Here is a 15403-nt window from a genome sequence, read left to right as displayed (position 1 = left end):
TGAGGGCATGATGAAAGCAAGCCTACTTATCATCGCGAATTTTTGCTGGATGGCATGCAAGCCGCAAAAAACCGATGTGGAGCAACTGATTCAAGATCAGTGTGTGCAGCACCCCATCGCCTTCTATATGGCAGAGCAGGAAAGTGGTACTCAAATCTATCAATTTGGCCCGAAAGATACGGAATTTCGTGAGCTTTTGGAACAGCTGATCGATCGTTATCGCAGAACTGGAATTGACATTAGCGGTTCAGAAAAGCTCAAGTTGGTTCGCTCGTACGTTCCGCAGTACGTGGATTCATGCACCAGTTTTTTTGCTCCCGTTCAGCAGAGCTGTGAAAACTATGCCCTCACGAGCCCAGAGTTTAGAAATTGCATTAGGCCCTTCAACCAAAGCTTTCGGGAACAGTTGCAACTAAACTTTAGACAATCCGGTACAGAACGTCTTGATTTAGAAAACGTGACGTTCGACGAGCAGCTATCATTCTCATCAAGTCAAATTAACACAAAACATTAGTTTTAGTAATCGATTCGCGATATTTCTCAACGTCACCCGCAATTTTTGTGGGATTCCCAACATATTTCCTTTTGAGAAACGAAGTTTCAGGCCCTTAGCTCATGGCGCCATATTTGCATATTTCTCACCGACCAACATCAATATGTCGTAGGTAGGGACTAAGACTTGAATTACTTCAGTTTGAGCCTAGCACTCAGCTTGGGTTTGGCTTCCTGTTCTTCGGAGGAGCCCGTCGCCTCTCGTTACAAGAAGTCGATGGCAGCTTCCGCAGATGCCGAACCCGGGAGTCAGGACACGAAAACAACACTCCGTATTGACGAAACCATCCGCTCCACCGATTTTGGCTTAGAGGCCAACCCCAATATCGATGGCAAAAACTTAGCGGATATCATCATGAGCAAGGTCGCCGGTCGGGACGATGGCCAAAAGTGTAGCGCCTGCCATAACAATTCCTTAGCACTCGGTGGCTATTGGGTCGAATCTGCAGAAGACGAAGCCCTCACAGCGATCGACACCTCATCACCAATCGCCGACACGGGAATTGCCTGGGTCGGAGACGATGGCTGGGCCGAGCGGTTCGTCAATAACAGCACAAAACCAAGCAATGTGAAGACATTCATCAAGGCCTGGATTAAAAGCGGTTATCGCTAGATAGAGGTGTGCTTAGAAACCGAGGTCAAGCTGCATTGCAGCTTGCTTCGCAACGGGCGACTCAATATGGTTGAGATAGGCTAGCACCTGTTCCATCTGACCCAAGCCGAAGGGCTTGGGTAGGATCATATCCGGACGCTCCCGAGCCTTGCCATCGTTGCTGTGATACAGGCTTTGCCCTTTATCTGGCAGGCCCGTGATAGCGATGATGGGACAGCTTATGCCACGCTTACGAAGCGTCGCCGTCAACTCAAAGCCATCCATGCCTGGCATTCTCAAGTCGGTAAAAACAACGTCCATTTCATGAAGTTCTCGGCCATAGTCTAGAGCATCTTCGCCTCTTGAAACACCTGCTGAAAGAAATCCATGCTGGGATATGATCTCAGAGATCAGGGCTAGGATCCCAGGATCATCATCAACAATTAGAGCCGATTTTAGCATGATGTCTCACCAAATTCAGTTGAAGTACATCATCCTTTACGGCCACGAATGAATCGAGATCAACGAAGATTCTCTTGCCAATGAGAGTTCTTCGTCGACGTTATCTTTGGATTGCTTCAAATGAGTTACTGTGCAGGCGCTGCCTTTTGAACCGCAAGATTAAAGATCTTAAGAGACACGCCATCGGTCATGTAGAAGTGCAGCATAGGGGTTTCGTCAGCAGTGACTGAACATCCCCACAGGGCATAGTCAGGAATATTTTCCTCGGAATAGGTCTTAGCGGCTAGCTTCTGGCCCTCAGACAAATCGTTGCAAACCACCAGTGCTTGCTGATTACAGGCGAAAGAGCCATTGGTGACCTCGCCTGCGACTCCCTGATCGAGACAAGTCTTCAGCCGATCTGGCAGTTGCTCCCCAGGCACCACGTTAAGGGTGATAACTCCCTCTTCATCTTCACTTGCCACGGGAATGTCTGGCATCTCTGGCGGCGAAGGATCTTGGGCATCGGGATTTTCTCCCGGATTTTCCGGTTGAACACCTACGGCATCGCCACCATTTACCAGGATTTCGTCGTTGGGCGCTGTTGGATTTTCAGCATTTTGAGATTCACAGCTCATCGCTGCGATGCAAAGACAGGCAATCCAAGAGATTGCTGTAACGGGCTTCATATCTCACTCCTTTTTCCAGTCCTTTCCCCTTATCGGCTTTAGAATTACAAGCATTTAACGAAAATAGTCGCGAACTAGGAAACCTTATCATTCCATGCAGATAGCGGACTGGAGCAGCAGCTAGTTCATCGGTTTATAGCAAGCTACTAACACCCCCACTCACCAGAGGCAGTAAGCTTCAGTATTTGCAGTTCTTTTCCCGGCAGTTCCAAGATCATTCAAGACATCGTGACCCCTGCGTAAAAATTACCAATTTGTTACTCCTGATCCTGTATTGCAGATTTTTATTTGAATCTGGGCCTTTAAGTGATCCCCTTAGAGCAAAGATTCTGCGACTTGGACCATGTTCAACTCAAGCTGCCAGCCCTACCGAAGCCAAGGATGAGTCACCTGCGGCAAGAGTGTCGCGCTTTGCATTAGAGGGACAGATCATGACGAATAAGAGTATCCCCCATATCGTGTGGGCTTGGGCCACCTTGAGTGCCTGCGGGGTAAATGCGCCTCCCCAGTTTGTTGAGGCCCCCAAAAATCCGACTGAAGCACAATCAGAAGACGCGAGCCCAGCTCTGGCTAAGGAGTGGGTTGCTGGCTCAGCATCGGATCAATCCGTGAGTATCAATACCGGCTTTGGTCTTGTCAGCCATGAGTTTTCGTTAGCACAAGAGCCACTCACCGAAGAATCCTTGCGGCAGACAAACCGCCCAGTACAAACAATCACAGCCTTCCAAGGTCACGATGGTGATGATGCTACAGAAACTTTTGCTGTTTCCGAGGCTGGTCTTCTTGACCTCTTGATTGTGATTGATGACTCTGATTCTATGGATGGCTATCAACAACGCCTTGCAAACAGTCTACCCAATATTTTAAGTCATGTGGGCAATACGAACTGGCGAATCGCTGTGGCAACAACCTCTGATTCATGTCTTAGACAGACCATTTCAGGTGTTCAAATTCTTACGCGCAACTACTATAACTCCGACCCCACAGCAGCTCAAGAAGCCTTTAGAGAATTGATCGATGTGGGAGTTCGAAGTTCTTATGAACGGGGTATTCTCATGGCTGCCGATGCCTTGGAAGGAAAGTGTGGAGCATCCACCATTCCTTGGTTGCGACCCCAAGCGCAGGTTTCTGTTCTGCTTGTGACCGATGAGGAAAACTGCGGATCAGCATCCAACGAAGGCTGTCCTGGTGAGGCTCATGAAACAGCTTCCTACCTTACTGATAAGTTCGATCCAGACCCTGTGGTTCATGGATTGCTTCTGCTCCAAGATCCACCCGTAGCTAGTGATTCCTCTTGTCAGCAGTCAGGCTATTATGAAAACCCACCGAACCCTTCAAACTACGTGGATCTCATTACAACCACTGGGGGTATCTACACCGATATTTGCCAATCTGATTATGGCGTCGTTCTTGAACAGATATCACAGAATGTTGGGGACAAGATCAACGTCCAGTTTGAGCTAGCTTATACCCCCGTCGGAACCATGGGTATCAGTATCGATGGCAACCCTGTGAGCAGCTACTTCACCGACTCTAACGTTTTGACTATCACGGAACCCGTTGCTGATGGCTCATCACAAATCTCCATCACTTATAAGCACGATCCGGTGAGCAAGACTCGCTTCTTCTCGGCAGGTATGGCAGTAGACCCGGACACCTTATCAGTGCTGGTCAACAACACTGCAGCAAGCTCAGTAACCTATAGTTACAATTCATCAACCCGCCAGGTTGAATTCAATCAACTGCCCGAAGATCGGGCCCGGATCGATTTGGTCTTCCGCGAAGACACGCCCCTAGAAACTCAATTTACGCCGTCCCTAAGCTACCTAGAGGATTCGCTTAGCGTTTGGGTTAATGGCACTCCTCATACAGATTTTACCATCGACGAAGTTACCAAAAGGATTATCTTCGACGAGCCACCGACAGATGATGCAGAAATCAGAATTTCCTACGCTCGCGATGGCGATAAGACCGAAACTTACGATGTCGTGGGTGTTGAACCAAGCGACCTAGAGAATTTTCGCGTAGTGGATTTGGAATCCGGTGAACCGATCGAAGTGGAAATCGATGAGTTTGGAAAGTTAAAGTTTCCTTCGAATGACATTTACAATGGTCGCAAGGTGCGTGCCGAATACAACCTTGAGTTTGACGAAGACCAGAGGCAATTTAAGTTACCGATCCCCCATAGCATAGTACCCTCATCGCTCTCTATTTCTGCCGGTGGAGAGCGTCAGACCTGCGAGCAAGATGTTAAGATTTCTGATAAGGAGCTTAGCTTTAGCTGTAGTGATGAAGACTTCGAAACCATCGACATCAATTACACCGAGATCAAAGACTATCAAAACTCGTTCACCTTGGACTTCGATTATGCTGGGCCAGTGCTATGGCAAGTTTTTGTCGACGGCAAAGAGTTCGAAAGCTTTCACCTTTTCGAACAAACCGTAGTCATTCTACAGAAAGACTTACCCCCTGGAGCTAAGGTTAGAATCCAAGCAACCCCGCTCTAGACTGAGTCTCAATTCATCAAAGATCAGAAACGAAGGCCGAGTCTCAGGCCTTCGTTTTTTTATCTGAAAAGCCCCCCACCATCCCTCCAAAAGTCTCGCCATTATCATTCCGTTGTCACGCCTCCTTTATACTAGAATTTTCTATGTACTGACGTTAGATTGGAGGCCTTAGGCTTAGAGCAATCAAACTGCCGTAGTTACCATCCGTTAACAAGGAAAATTCATGCGGGTACCATTCATAGACCTTTCTCGAAGTATCAAACTCATTCGCGAACAAGTTCTAAACAGCTGGGAAACAGCGCTCGATAATTGTGAGTTCGTCGGCGGGCCAGCCGTAGCCTCACTGGAGAAAAAGCTGGAGAAACGCCTAGATGTAAGCCACTTCGTCGGCTGCAGCAACGGCACTGACGCCATTGTTGTCGGCTTGCAGGCTCTTGGCGTCAAGCCAGGAATGCGCGTCGCGGTACCCAATATGACTTTCTGGGCACCCTACGAGGCTATAGTTCAAGTTGGCGCCATACCCGTCCTGGTCGATATCGATCCCGACGATTTACAGATGTCTATCGACGAATTCAAGGAGGGTCACAAAAATCTCCGATTTGACGCAGCTATTTTTGTCCACCTTTTCGGTTGGAGTAGTGCTCGCTTGAAGGAGTTGCGCACGTTCTGTGAGGCAGAAGAAATCATCCTGCTTGAAGATGGCGCTCAAAGCTTTGGCGTTAAGGTTGAAGGTCAGTCAGTCTATTCAGGAGCGGCTCTTTCAACGATTTCGTTCTACCCTGCGAAGGTGCTAGGTGGCTCTGGGGATGGAGGCGGTATCATGACGCCCAATCCCAAGACTGATGAAACTATACGAGCGCTGTGCAATCATGGCCGCGCAGGACACTACACTTATGATTATGTCGGTTGGAATTGCCGGATGGGTGGCCTTAACGGTCACTATATGAATCATATGCTCGACATCATCGATGACTTGATCGAACAAAGATTAAAAGCTGAGCAATTTTACCAGGATTTTCTTTCCGACTATCCAAAAGATATCCGTGTCTATCGTGCTCCACAAGGAGTGGAAGGCAATGGCTACCTATCGATGATTGCTGGTATTAAGAAATCTGGTGACGAGTTGGCTGCCGGCCTAAAAAGCCTGGACATAGGCTGCGCAAGAACTTACCCACAAACTTTATGCGAGCAGCCACCGGCCGCCAAAGCGATGAGGACATCGGATTTGAGGCACAGCAAAGAATTTAGTCAAAGAGTGATTAATCTTCCACTTTTTGCTGGTATAACAATGGAAGAGTGCAAAGCATCAGCTGAAGCCCTTCGTTCCTTATTTTAATCTTCGTCATGATGAAAGGGGTATACGATGTCAGTGATCAGTTTTAAATGTACTGTTCAAGCTCCCATTGAGAATATCTGGAAAACACTCATGGACGAGGTTGAACACCCTGATGCCTATAATAACGGCATTCTAGGGGTGTCTATTCTGGAGCGATTTCATGACGGTGTGCTACGGAGCGTTAAGGTTCCCGATGCAGATGTTCGTGAAAAAGTCTTATACGACTATGAAAATAAAACCGTCGAATCTAAACTCGTAGGTCACCCTAGTCTTGTGGGTGTTATTCGCAAGGTTATTTCACCGAATATTGAAGATCCACAGAGCCATATCCTAGAAAGCCATATCGAGTGGGAAACCATAGACGATCGGGTCGATGGAATGATTCGCCGCAACATGGAAAGCTTCATCACCAAAGGTCTAGAGCGAGTAAAGGAGCGAGCCGAAGCAATTCAGGCTTAATCATTTTCATCAAGCCTTGTCACAGGCGGCGTCTAAGGGTATTATAGTGAGTATTTTTAGATAGTTGCCCTGCTGCCATGGTACGATGGTCAACTTTAGATGCAATAGTCCGATATTCCCAAAGAATAGTGGTTACAAGGTGGAGCTGTAGTATGGGCTTTAACCCAGAAGAAAAGACAATCCTAGTCGTAGATGATGAAGCTGATCTGTGTGAGATTCTCCAATTCGACCTTGAAGATGTTGGGTATAAAACCCTAACAGCCAGCCAAGCTCATGAAGCTCTCAACCAGATAGAAAAAAACCACGTCGACCTCGTAGTTTCCGATATTCGGATGCCGGGAGGTGATGGCGTCTACCTTCTCGACTCTTTGCGAGAAAAGGACATCGAAAACCCTCCTGTGGTTTTCGTTTCTGGTTTTGCTGATATCACGGTGGACGAAGCTTATCATAAAGGCGTGAACAGCGTGTTCTCGAAACCTTTAGCTACCGAGAAGCTCTTGTCTTACATTGAGTTCTCGCTAAAAGAGCCCATGGAGCGCTGGAAACGGCAAACCGATTGGACCAAAGAGTCCTCCATTCAGCTAAGCTTTGCTTCGATCTCCGAGGCTAAAAAGAGCCACAAGCTAGCTGTGGGCCGCGGCGGAGCCTTTGTCGCCCTCGAAGATAGCTTGCCTCGCGCGAGCGAAACCTTTCACTTCAAATTCGATATTGAAGACAGCCAATCCACATTAGAGGGCCTTGCTGTATGCCGCTGGCAACGGAATAGCGCAGGGGAAGAGGAGCGGCACCCTAAAGGCGTCGGGATCGAGTTCTTGGAGTTGACAGATGCTAGTATCGTGTTCCTCAACAAGTACACCCAAGAGAATGCGATCATCGCTCAGATCCCCATGTATTAGGCTGCTTCGTGAATCTCGTCATGGTCACGACAGTCCAAAGGTAAAATCACAAGAAAGTCCGTTTGAGCATCTAGCTCAGACGTAACTTCTATCCGCCCCCCAAGGTCGTCGATAATCTGCTTACAGATGGAGAGCCCCAACCCAGTACCGCCAGCATCGGTCCGTGTTTTGCTGCTTTGTATAAACTTATCGAAAATGCTAGCAATTTCATTTTCTGGAATGCCAACCCCTCGGTTACTAATTTTAATATATATTTCTTGCGATGCCTCAAAGCAAAGGCCATACATAATGTGAACTTGTGTCCCTTGAAACGAGAATTTAACTGCATTGGAAAGAATATTACGTACCACTTGCATAATTTTTTGATAATCGACATAGGCTTGTTTATCTTCTAGGTCTCCTGAAATAACTAACTCTATATCCTGCTTGATGAGTAATTGCGAAAACTCGCTATGAAGCTGAGAGAACATGGCGCCCAAATCCGCTTCCTCTACGTTGTACCGAACCTTGCCCGCCTCAAGCTTCGATAAGTCGAGAAGGTCGTTAATTAAGTTTAGTAGCCTCTGGCTTGAGTCTTGAATTTCATCAAAATAATCATAATAGCTAGATTGCGGATCAGATTCCTCCTGACCAATCTCGGCGAAACTAATAATGCCATGTAATGGGGTTCGAATTTCATGAGATATATTTGCCAAGAACAGGCTCTTTGCTTGGTTAGCCTGTTGTGCTTCTTCAGTTGCTTTTTGAAGCTGCTCCGTTCGTTGAGATACCATAGATTCGAGCTTATTACGATGCTCCTCTAACTCGTCATTTTGCTCTTTGACAATTTGTTCCCTTGAAACAGCAACTCTCAGGCTAATCAGCAAGATCCTGACGATCATAAAAATTGCTAGTAAGACAAGTAAAAGTACAGTACCGTTAACCCAAAGCATTAGCCTAAATTGATCTTCATACTTCTTAGTGAGCTCGACAGCTTGTGCATCAATCAATGTCCTTTGCAAATCAAAAATATCATTTAACACAAGTAGCTCACTAAGCACCAGCTGTCGATTTATTCTATGCTCGCGCTCCTCGGTTCCCATCAGCCTCGTCAGTCTCAAGTAGCTTTCCACATTCATAAGAATGCCTTTGATTGTCTCTGAGAGTGCCACGAAAGGGCTTTCGCTATCTTCTTGCTCTAATTCTCGTAACACTCCCTTAAGAGTATTCACGTGGGCAACAACTTTGATTTCTCCCGTTTCACTAAAACGTTGGCCCTCTAGGGCAATGACCCCCTTTTGCAAACGGATCACCTCGTTATGATAGCGCGCTAGGCGACTTTCTAAAGATCTAAGGCTTTTAAAGGAAGTGATCACAAGTTGCGTGAAGTAAGTCTGGAACACCAAAGATATTAGTAGTATCACAACACCCATAATCACACGTCGCGCCCTTACGGAAGCTTGTTCAATATCATTAGTGTTACTTAAGAGTTTCATATACCGATCCTTACTGGCAAAAGACGGCTTGCAGCAACTTTCTTTTGACCTTCTTTCGAGAGGAAATACAACATAAACTGCGCCACTGGTTTGGATGGAGGATAATGAGCAATTAAATATAAGCTCCTGCTCATAGGATATGATTGAGTTCGAATCTGATTTTCATGACAGTCTTGAGGCTTGTCATCTCCAAATTTAAGAGCGATGGCCCTCACCCCTTTTGAGACCAGGCTAAGAGGCACAAACGAGATGGCTCCGCGATTCTGCTCGACCGAGTGGATGTTGGCTTCGTGACTATCGGCAAGCGCGGTATTATTGCCAAAACTCTTGCCCTTGTTATGGCTTACTACCTGCTTGAAGATCTCTGATGTTCCTGAAGTCGAACCTCTTCTCCCAAACGGCATCACCGGCTCACGAAATGTAGGTACCCATTTTGACCAATGGGTCGCGTCGCCATCAAAAAATATTTTCTGTAGACTTTCTTGATCAAGAAAGTCTACAGGGTTATCTCGATGGACGATCACACATATTGCATCATAGGCGACATGGAAGCTTTTTATGGTTACTTCTCTTTCCGCCATTTTTTCCACCTCTGACACCTTTAGTGGGCGAGATGCAGCAGCGAGGTCTAATTCCCCGTTCATGAGTTGTTGGATTCCCCTGGTGCTCGAACTTTGGCTGTGATCAATCCGTCGATCGGGATACTCGATCTGGTATTGTGTGCTGACTGCAGCAATTGCGGGATGGACAGTAGTAGATCCACCGATGCTAATTCCATAGAGCGGAAATGCGAACATAACCGTGACTACTGAGAAAACGACTTTCATACTCATAGAGGCTCCCAAGCTCGATTGTTCCGATATCGACTCTAGGCCACATAACCCAAAGCCACTATCGAGGAAATCTTTGCCTCATTTCTACGATATGCTTGGCCGAATAAGAGGGAGCTTGTCGAAAGGGTTGATGATGGAATTAAAAACACAGGGCTCTAATGAAAATAGACGAATTGTAATTGTCGATGATGAGCCGAAGAACCTTAAGATACTGAGAATTCGCCTAGCAAAGGACTACGAACTAGCAGAGGCTAGCTCAGGGGAAGAAGCTCAAGACATTATTCGCAGCTTTCAACCAGCCCTTGTCTTGCTGGATATTATGATGCCCGGAATGAGTGGTTACGAACTGACAAAACTGATTAAACAAGATCCAAGCCTTGGTAACCCCAAAGTGATCTTACTTTCTGGAAAAGGTTTGATCGAAGAAAAACTGGAGGGCTATGAATCCGGAGCTGACGACTACCTGACAAAGCCTTTTAACAAGCAAGAGCTAGAAGCTAAGATTAGGGTATTTCTCCGCCTTTTCAATCTTGAGCAACAGCTTATTCAAATCAATCAAGATTTGGAAGAAGAAGTAAAGCTACGCTCGGAACAACTCTTAAAAGCAGAACGTTTGACCTTTGTAGGGCTACATTCTGCACAGATCGTTCATAATCTAAAAAACCCGCTACAGGTATTGCGGTTTTATGTGGATAACCTTAAAAAAGATCATCCCGAATCGAAAGCTGTGACAAAAATTGACGAAGTTCAGAAAAAACTTCTCGAAATTGTGAAAAACATCCTCGGCTCCGTTGATCGTGACCTCAAAGACGACATCGTTCCACTGGAGATCGATCGCGTCCTCCGCGATGAGTTGGATTTTTTACGCCTTGGAGCCTCAGAGCAAGATATTAGACTAAAGGTGGACTTGGATGCGGACGTAATGGTTATGGCATCGGCGAGCCATATCAGGCAAGTAGTAGGTAATTTGGTTAAAAATGCGATGGATGCCCTTTGGGATCAAGACCAAAAATCCATCAAGGTTCGCAGTGAGGTGTCAGGGTCAGACATTATTGTCAGCGTTCAGGATAGCGGTCCAGGAATACCAAGTAATCTCCAGGAAAAGATCTTTGAGCCTTTGTTCACGACCAAAGATGGAAACACGGGCCAGGCACCTGGTCATGGTCTAGGGCTTTCATATTGCCGAAGAATCATTGAGAACTATGGCGGTAGCCTTGCGATTAAAAACCATGAAGAGGGAGGAGCAATCGCCACCGTCCACCTTCCGATAAAACATGCTGGAAAATCTATTAAAAAGGCTAGCTAGCAAGGTATGAAGGACAGTTGATGCGTAAAATTCATGCATCTGACACACCCGAATAGCGACAATCCGTTGTCCCGCGTATTCCTATTCTTCACTCCAAGCTTTTGTCATCCAGTCAGACCAGCTACGTGCTTTTCTAAACGTCACACCCCTATGATTTTAGACATTCATCAACCATTGCGCTGATTTCTTCCGGTGTTTCCGCCTTTTTTCCCGAACCACCAACATTCAATCGATAGCATGCTGTAACGATTTCGCGACTTGCAAGATCCAACTCACACGGGTCGTCACTTTTTGGAAATATCCACTGGGCGATGACAGTGCGGCCTTGGTTTTTTTCCGAACAGGCAACCAGTAAAGCATTTTGCGATCGCGCGTCCTCTAAACTCTGGTAGCCCACACCAATACTCTTCACCTTTTGAATCACAGCATCGAAGCTGCATGGGAAGGGTGCGACTTGTGTTTCAAGGCACACTTGATCATAAAAACTGTAGATGCGATTCTGTTCGATACACCCTTGAATCTCCTTTGGGAATGGTAAAGTAACCCGATCCCCTTCTACACATGTTTCAGGATTAGCATCTTGCGATCCTGTACTTTCTGAGGAGCTGCCTTGAAAACCAGAATTTTTGCAAGAGCTGATCATTAGAATCATGACAAAGAACACACGTCGGAACATTATCAATCACTCCTCTTTAATCAGTCCGTGTTAAGTTTATCAGTTTTTCATTGGATTTTTAGCTTTATGGATGAATAATTCTCAGCATAGATTTCCACAAAAGAAGAGGGAGGATCATCCCATGCTGTCTCGTATCACGAGCCTTGTTTGGACTCTGTGCGTTTTGCTATCAGGGTCCTTACAAGGAGCTGAAAGCACTCAGTTTAAATTTTCTGTCAATTTTTCGATTCCCAAAACCCAAGGATTTCAAATCGAATCGGTCATCAGAGGTGATGACGGAATACGGCCTGTGAGTTTAGAGATTCAAGAAAGTGAACTGCGATTCACTGAACTAGACAACCAGCTTTGGATTCGAGGAACGCTGATAGCTTTCACCGAAAAACCTATTTCACAGCTTTTTATCGACTTTGATTTGAACCAAAATGGTAAGCGTGATTCTGACGACATCCGTATCCGTGGTAACAGTATCACCAGTCACATCGAAACCCGTTTACTGGCTACCGAGCGCAAGGCCTACTTTCATCTTATTACCAATTGCTCCTGCCTCGGGACATCGTCCTGCACTGACTCCTATGATTACCTCATCAGCTTGTTCGACTTTGATACAGCTGAGGCTTTGACAACCCCCGAACTTAAAACATTTAACATGGGTCCTGATTGCGGGCTCACCTTCGTCTTAGGGGAATCGAATCCCCTACCCGAACAGCTATTCTCCATGCCATTGGAAAGAGTTGGAATTAGAATATCCAATCGGCGGGGCGTGACACAGTTCCTTTCCGTAATTCCTCCCTTCGCCGGTAGCAGTGGTGGTGGGCAGGGACCAAAGGGTGACCCAGGACCTCCGGGACCTAAAGGTGATAGAGGCCCCGTAGGGCCAGAGGGACCTCAAGGTCCAAAAGGTAATAAAGGAGACCCAGGGGTTGACGGTACTGATGGATTACCCGGACCCAAAGGGGACAAAGGCGATACGGGCCCTGCCGGCCCTAAAGGAGATACCGGCGATGTCGGGCCCGCGGGACCTAAAGGAGATACCGGAGATACAGGAGATACAGGACCTGCCGGACCTGCGGGACCAAAGGGAGATAAAGGGGATCCGGGGGCGGATGGTGATGACGGATTACCAGGACCAAAAGGGGACAAAGGCGATACGGGCCCTGCCGGCCCTAAAGGAGATACCGGAGATACAGGACCTGCCGGGCCTGCGGGACCTGCGGGACCAAAGGGAGATAAGGGGGATCCGGGGGCGGATGGTGATGACGGATTACCAGGACCAAAAGGGGACAAAGGCGATACAGGCCCTGTTGGGCCCCCTGGACCTAAAGGAGATAGCGGAGATACAGGACCTGCCGGGCCTGCGGGACCTGCGGGACCTGCGGGACCAAAGGGAGATAAGGGGGATCCGGGGGCGGATGGTGATGACGGATTACCAGGACCAAAAGGGGACAAAGGCGATACGGGCCCTGCCGGCCCTAAAGGAGATACCGGTGATGTCGGGCCCGCGGGACCTAAAGGAGATACCGGAGATACAGGACCTGCCGGACCTGCCGGGCCTGCGGGACCAAAGGGAGATAAAGGGGATCCGGGGGCCGGTGGCGATGACGGATTACCAGGACCAAAAGGGGACAAAGGAGATACAGGACCTGCCGGGCCTGCGGGACCAAAGGGAGATAAAGGGGATCCGGGGGCGGATGGTGATGACGGATTACCAGGACCAAAAGGGGACAAAGGCGATACGGGTCCTGTTGGGCCCGCTGGACCAGAGGGACCACAAGGTGAACCTGGGCTAACTGGACCTCCGGGACCTCAAGGAGATAAAGGGGAACCAGGACCTCAAGGTCTGCAAGGAGAGCCTGGTGAGCAGGGACCACCAGGACCAAAAGGCGATCGGGGCCTAAAAGGAGAATCTGGAGAAATGGGACCAGAAGGTCCAGAGGGGCCAAAAGGCGATAAAGGTGATCCGGGAGCTGATGGTGCCGACGGCTTACCTGGGCCTAAGGGAGATACTGGAGATGTTGGCCCTCCGGGACCCAAAGGCGATACCGGCGATGTGGGACCTGCCGGACCAAAAGGCGATAAGGGTGATCCGGGAGCTGACGGTGCCGACGGCTTACCTGGGCCTAAGGGAGATACTGGAGATGTTGGCCCTCCGGGACCCAAAGGCGATACCGGCGATGTGGGACCTGCCGGACCAAAAGGCGATAAGGGTGATCCGGGAGCTGACGGTGCCGACGGCTTACCTGGGCCTAAGGGAGATACTGGAGATGTTGGCCCTCAGGGGCCAAAAGGCGATACTGGCGAAGTAGGGCCTGCCGGACCAAAAGGCGATAAGGGTGATCCGGGAGCTGATGGTGCCGATGGCTTACCTGGGCCTAAGGGAGATACTGGAGATGTTGGCCCTCCGGGACCCAAAGGCGATACCGGTGAAACAGGCCCCATCGGACCGGAAGGGCCGCAAGGAGAGCAAGGAGAGCAAGGACCACCGGGACTAAAAGGCGATCCCGGCGATGTTGGCCCTGCTGGTCCAAAAGGCAATACCGGGGATACCGGATTGCAAGGGCCAATTGGGCCAGCAGGGCCAGCAGGGCCACAAGGCGATGAAGGTCTTCAAGGACCCGTTGGACCCGAAGGACCAATCGGGCCCGAAGGCCCCCAAGGGCCCGAGGGCCCCGAAGGAGCTAGAGGACCAGAGGGACTTCAGGGCCCGGTGGGACCACGAGGGCCCGAAGGACCTACCGGCCCCCAAGGACCAGAAGGCTTGCAGGGACTACCTGGAGACCAGGGGGAACGGGGGGATCGAGGACCTAAAGGCGACCCCGGCATCCAGGGCCCCCCAGGGCAGCGAGGCTTCCCTGGTGAAGAAGGACCAAGAGGACCCAAAGGAGAAACAGGAGACACTGGACCAGAAGGGCCGGAAGGGCCTGCTGGCCCGGAAGGCATCCGCGGACCCATAGGGCCTGAAGGTCCTCAGGGCTTGGAAGGACCTACGGGGCCGGCGGGACCAATCGGGCCGGAAGGCTCTCGGGGGCCAAAAGGCGAAACAGGTGATAAGGGCGACCCTGGGGAACAAGGACCCGAAGGACCGATTGGACTTAGAGGGCCAAAAGGAGAGTCAGGCGCAATAGGCCCGGAAGGGCCGGCGGGACCAAAGGGAGATCAGGGAGACACTGGACCACGGGGCCCAAAAGGAGAAACCGGAGCCCAAGGCATTCCTGGGCCTCCAGGTGATTTAGAAGTTGAATCATGCACAGCCAATCCTAGCACAGAGGGCATCTGCCTGATGGGGGATGTGCTTAAGCTGGGTGAGCGCTTCTACACACCAAGCCCCGTGATTGGTTCTTCAATATTGAAAATGGGAATCGTGAAAGTAGAAAAACTTCAGGTGAGCCTAGGCTTTCCCGTTGCCATTGGCCCTATCTTGCCAGCGAATGTGGAGGTGGTGGATGCCCGTAGCACTCTAATGTCCCGCACTGGCCTTTTTGTGCCGTCAATGCCAAGTTCCGGCCTTGAGTTGAGCTTCACAGATCAGCAGTTCCATATCAAGGTCACAGAGATCAACTATCTCAATCAACCTCTAACCATTTTCTATCAGTATTTGGAAATGTAATGTTCGGACCCACTCTTGCTAGTCAAGGGTGGAAGTC

Annotated in this window: 13 protein-coding genes; 8 read left to right on the top strand and 5 right to left on the bottom strand. The window is 49.0% G+C overall.

What is annotated here, in order from left to right; all coding sequences use genetic code 11:
- The first annotated feature begins 10 nt into the window (after positions 1-10).
- Together B9N89_RS22985 and B9N89_RS22980 are read left to right on the top strand one after the other, a co-directional pair.
- Positions 11-514, top strand: coding sequence for a hypothetical protein (locus B9N89_RS22985; RefSeq protein WP_132323086.1), 504 nt, complete (start codon positions 11-13; stop codon positions 512-514).
- A 165-nt stretch (positions 515-679) separates the two neighbouring features.
- Positions 680-1165 carry a hypothetical protein gene (locus tag B9N89_RS22980; protein WP_132323084.1) on the top strand — a complete coding sequence of 162 codons (486 nt, stop codon included), beginning with the start codon at positions 680-682 and terminating at the stop codon, positions 1163-1165.
- Positions 1166-1177: 12 nt separating this feature from the next.
- On the opposite strand, the gene B9N89_RS22975 is transcribed toward B9N89_RS22980, so the two are convergent.
- Positions 1178-1606 (bottom strand): response regulator, encoded by a 429-nt coding sequence (locus B9N89_RS22975; protein WP_132323082.1) that lies wholly within the window; start codon positions 1604-1606, stop codon positions 1178-1180.
- A gap of 125 nt (positions 1607-1731) precedes the next feature.
- Positions 1732-2274: a hypothetical protein gene (locus B9N89_RS22970; RefSeq protein WP_132323080.1), complete on the bottom strand. Its 543-nt coding sequence runs from the start codon at positions 2272-2274 to the stop codon at positions 1732-1734.
- 431 nt (positions 2275-2705) lie between these two features.
- Between B9N89_RS22970 and B9N89_RS22965 the strand changes: the two genes are divergently transcribed.
- The 4 genes from B9N89_RS22965 (at position 2706) to B9N89_RS22950 (ending at position 7472) form a co-directional block, all read left to right on the top strand.
- Positions 2706-4781 (top strand): vWA domain-containing protein, encoded by a 2076-nt coding sequence (locus tag B9N89_RS22965; RefSeq protein ID WP_132323078.1) that lies wholly within the window; start codon positions 2706-2708, stop codon positions 4779-4781.
- A 223-nt stretch (positions 4782-5004) separates the two neighbouring features.
- Positions 5005-6117, top strand: coding sequence for a DegT/DnrJ/EryC1/StrS family aminotransferase (locus tag B9N89_RS22960; RefSeq protein ID WP_132323076.1), 1113 nt, complete (start codon positions 5005-5007; stop codon positions 6115-6117).
- Between the two features lie 27 nt (positions 6118-6144).
- Entirely contained in the window at positions 6145-6576 is a 432-nt protein-coding gene (locus B9N89_RS22955; protein ID WP_132323074.1) for an SRPBCC family protein, read from the top strand.
- 152 nt (positions 6577-6728) lie between these two features.
- Complete coding sequence (locus tag B9N89_RS22950) at positions 6729-7472, top strand: response regulator (protein ID WP_159455580.1); 744 nt, start codon at positions 6729-6731, stop codon at positions 7470-7472.
- Here B9N89_RS22950 and B9N89_RS22945 read toward each other — a convergent pair.
- Entirely contained in the window at positions 7469-8947 is a 1479-nt protein-coding gene (locus tag B9N89_RS22945) for a sensor histidine kinase (RefSeq protein WP_132323070.1), read from the bottom strand. The two genes, B9N89_RS22950 and B9N89_RS22945, sit on opposite strands and share 4 nt — an antisense overlap.
- Positions 8944-9780, bottom strand: a complete 837-nt coding sequence (locus B9N89_RS22940) for a PstS family phosphate ABC transporter substrate-binding protein (RefSeq protein ID WP_132323068.1) — start codon at positions 9778-9780, stop codon at positions 8944-8946. The genes B9N89_RS22945 and B9N89_RS22940 overlap by 4 nt, the downstream gene beginning before the upstream one ends.
- Positions 9781-9913: 133 nt before the next feature.
- Between B9N89_RS22940 and B9N89_RS22935 the strand changes: the two genes are divergently transcribed.
- Positions 9914-11086, top strand: a complete 1173-nt coding sequence (locus B9N89_RS22935) for a sensor histidine kinase (RefSeq protein WP_159455579.1) — start codon at positions 9914-9916, stop codon at positions 11084-11086.
- A 148-nt stretch (positions 11087-11234) separates the two neighbouring features.
- On the opposite strand, the gene B9N89_RS22930 is transcribed toward B9N89_RS22935, so the two are convergent.
- Complete coding sequence (locus B9N89_RS22930) at positions 11235-11762, bottom strand: hypothetical protein (protein ID WP_132323064.1); 528 nt, start codon at positions 11760-11762, stop codon at positions 11235-11237.
- A gap of 121 nt (positions 11763-11883) precedes the next feature.
- Between B9N89_RS22930 and B9N89_RS22925 the strand changes: the two genes are divergently transcribed.
- The gene (locus B9N89_RS22925; RefSeq protein ID WP_159455578.1) at positions 11884-15366 is read left to right on the top strand and encodes a collagen-like domain-containing protein; all 3483 of its coding nucleotides are present in this window, start codon (positions 11884-11886) and stop codon (positions 15364-15366) included.
- Positions 15367-15403 lie beyond the last annotated feature (37 nt).

This window comes from Pseudobacteriovorax antillogorgiicola (genome assembly GCF_900177345.1).
In the GTDB taxonomy this organism is placed as follows: Bacteria; Bdellovibrionota_B; Oligoflexia; order Oligoflexales; family Oligoflexaceae; genus Pseudobacteriovorax; species Pseudobacteriovorax antillogorgiicola.
The sequence above is the reverse complement of the archived record's forward strand: the minus strand, read 5'-3'. Positions and strand labels throughout refer to the sequence as shown.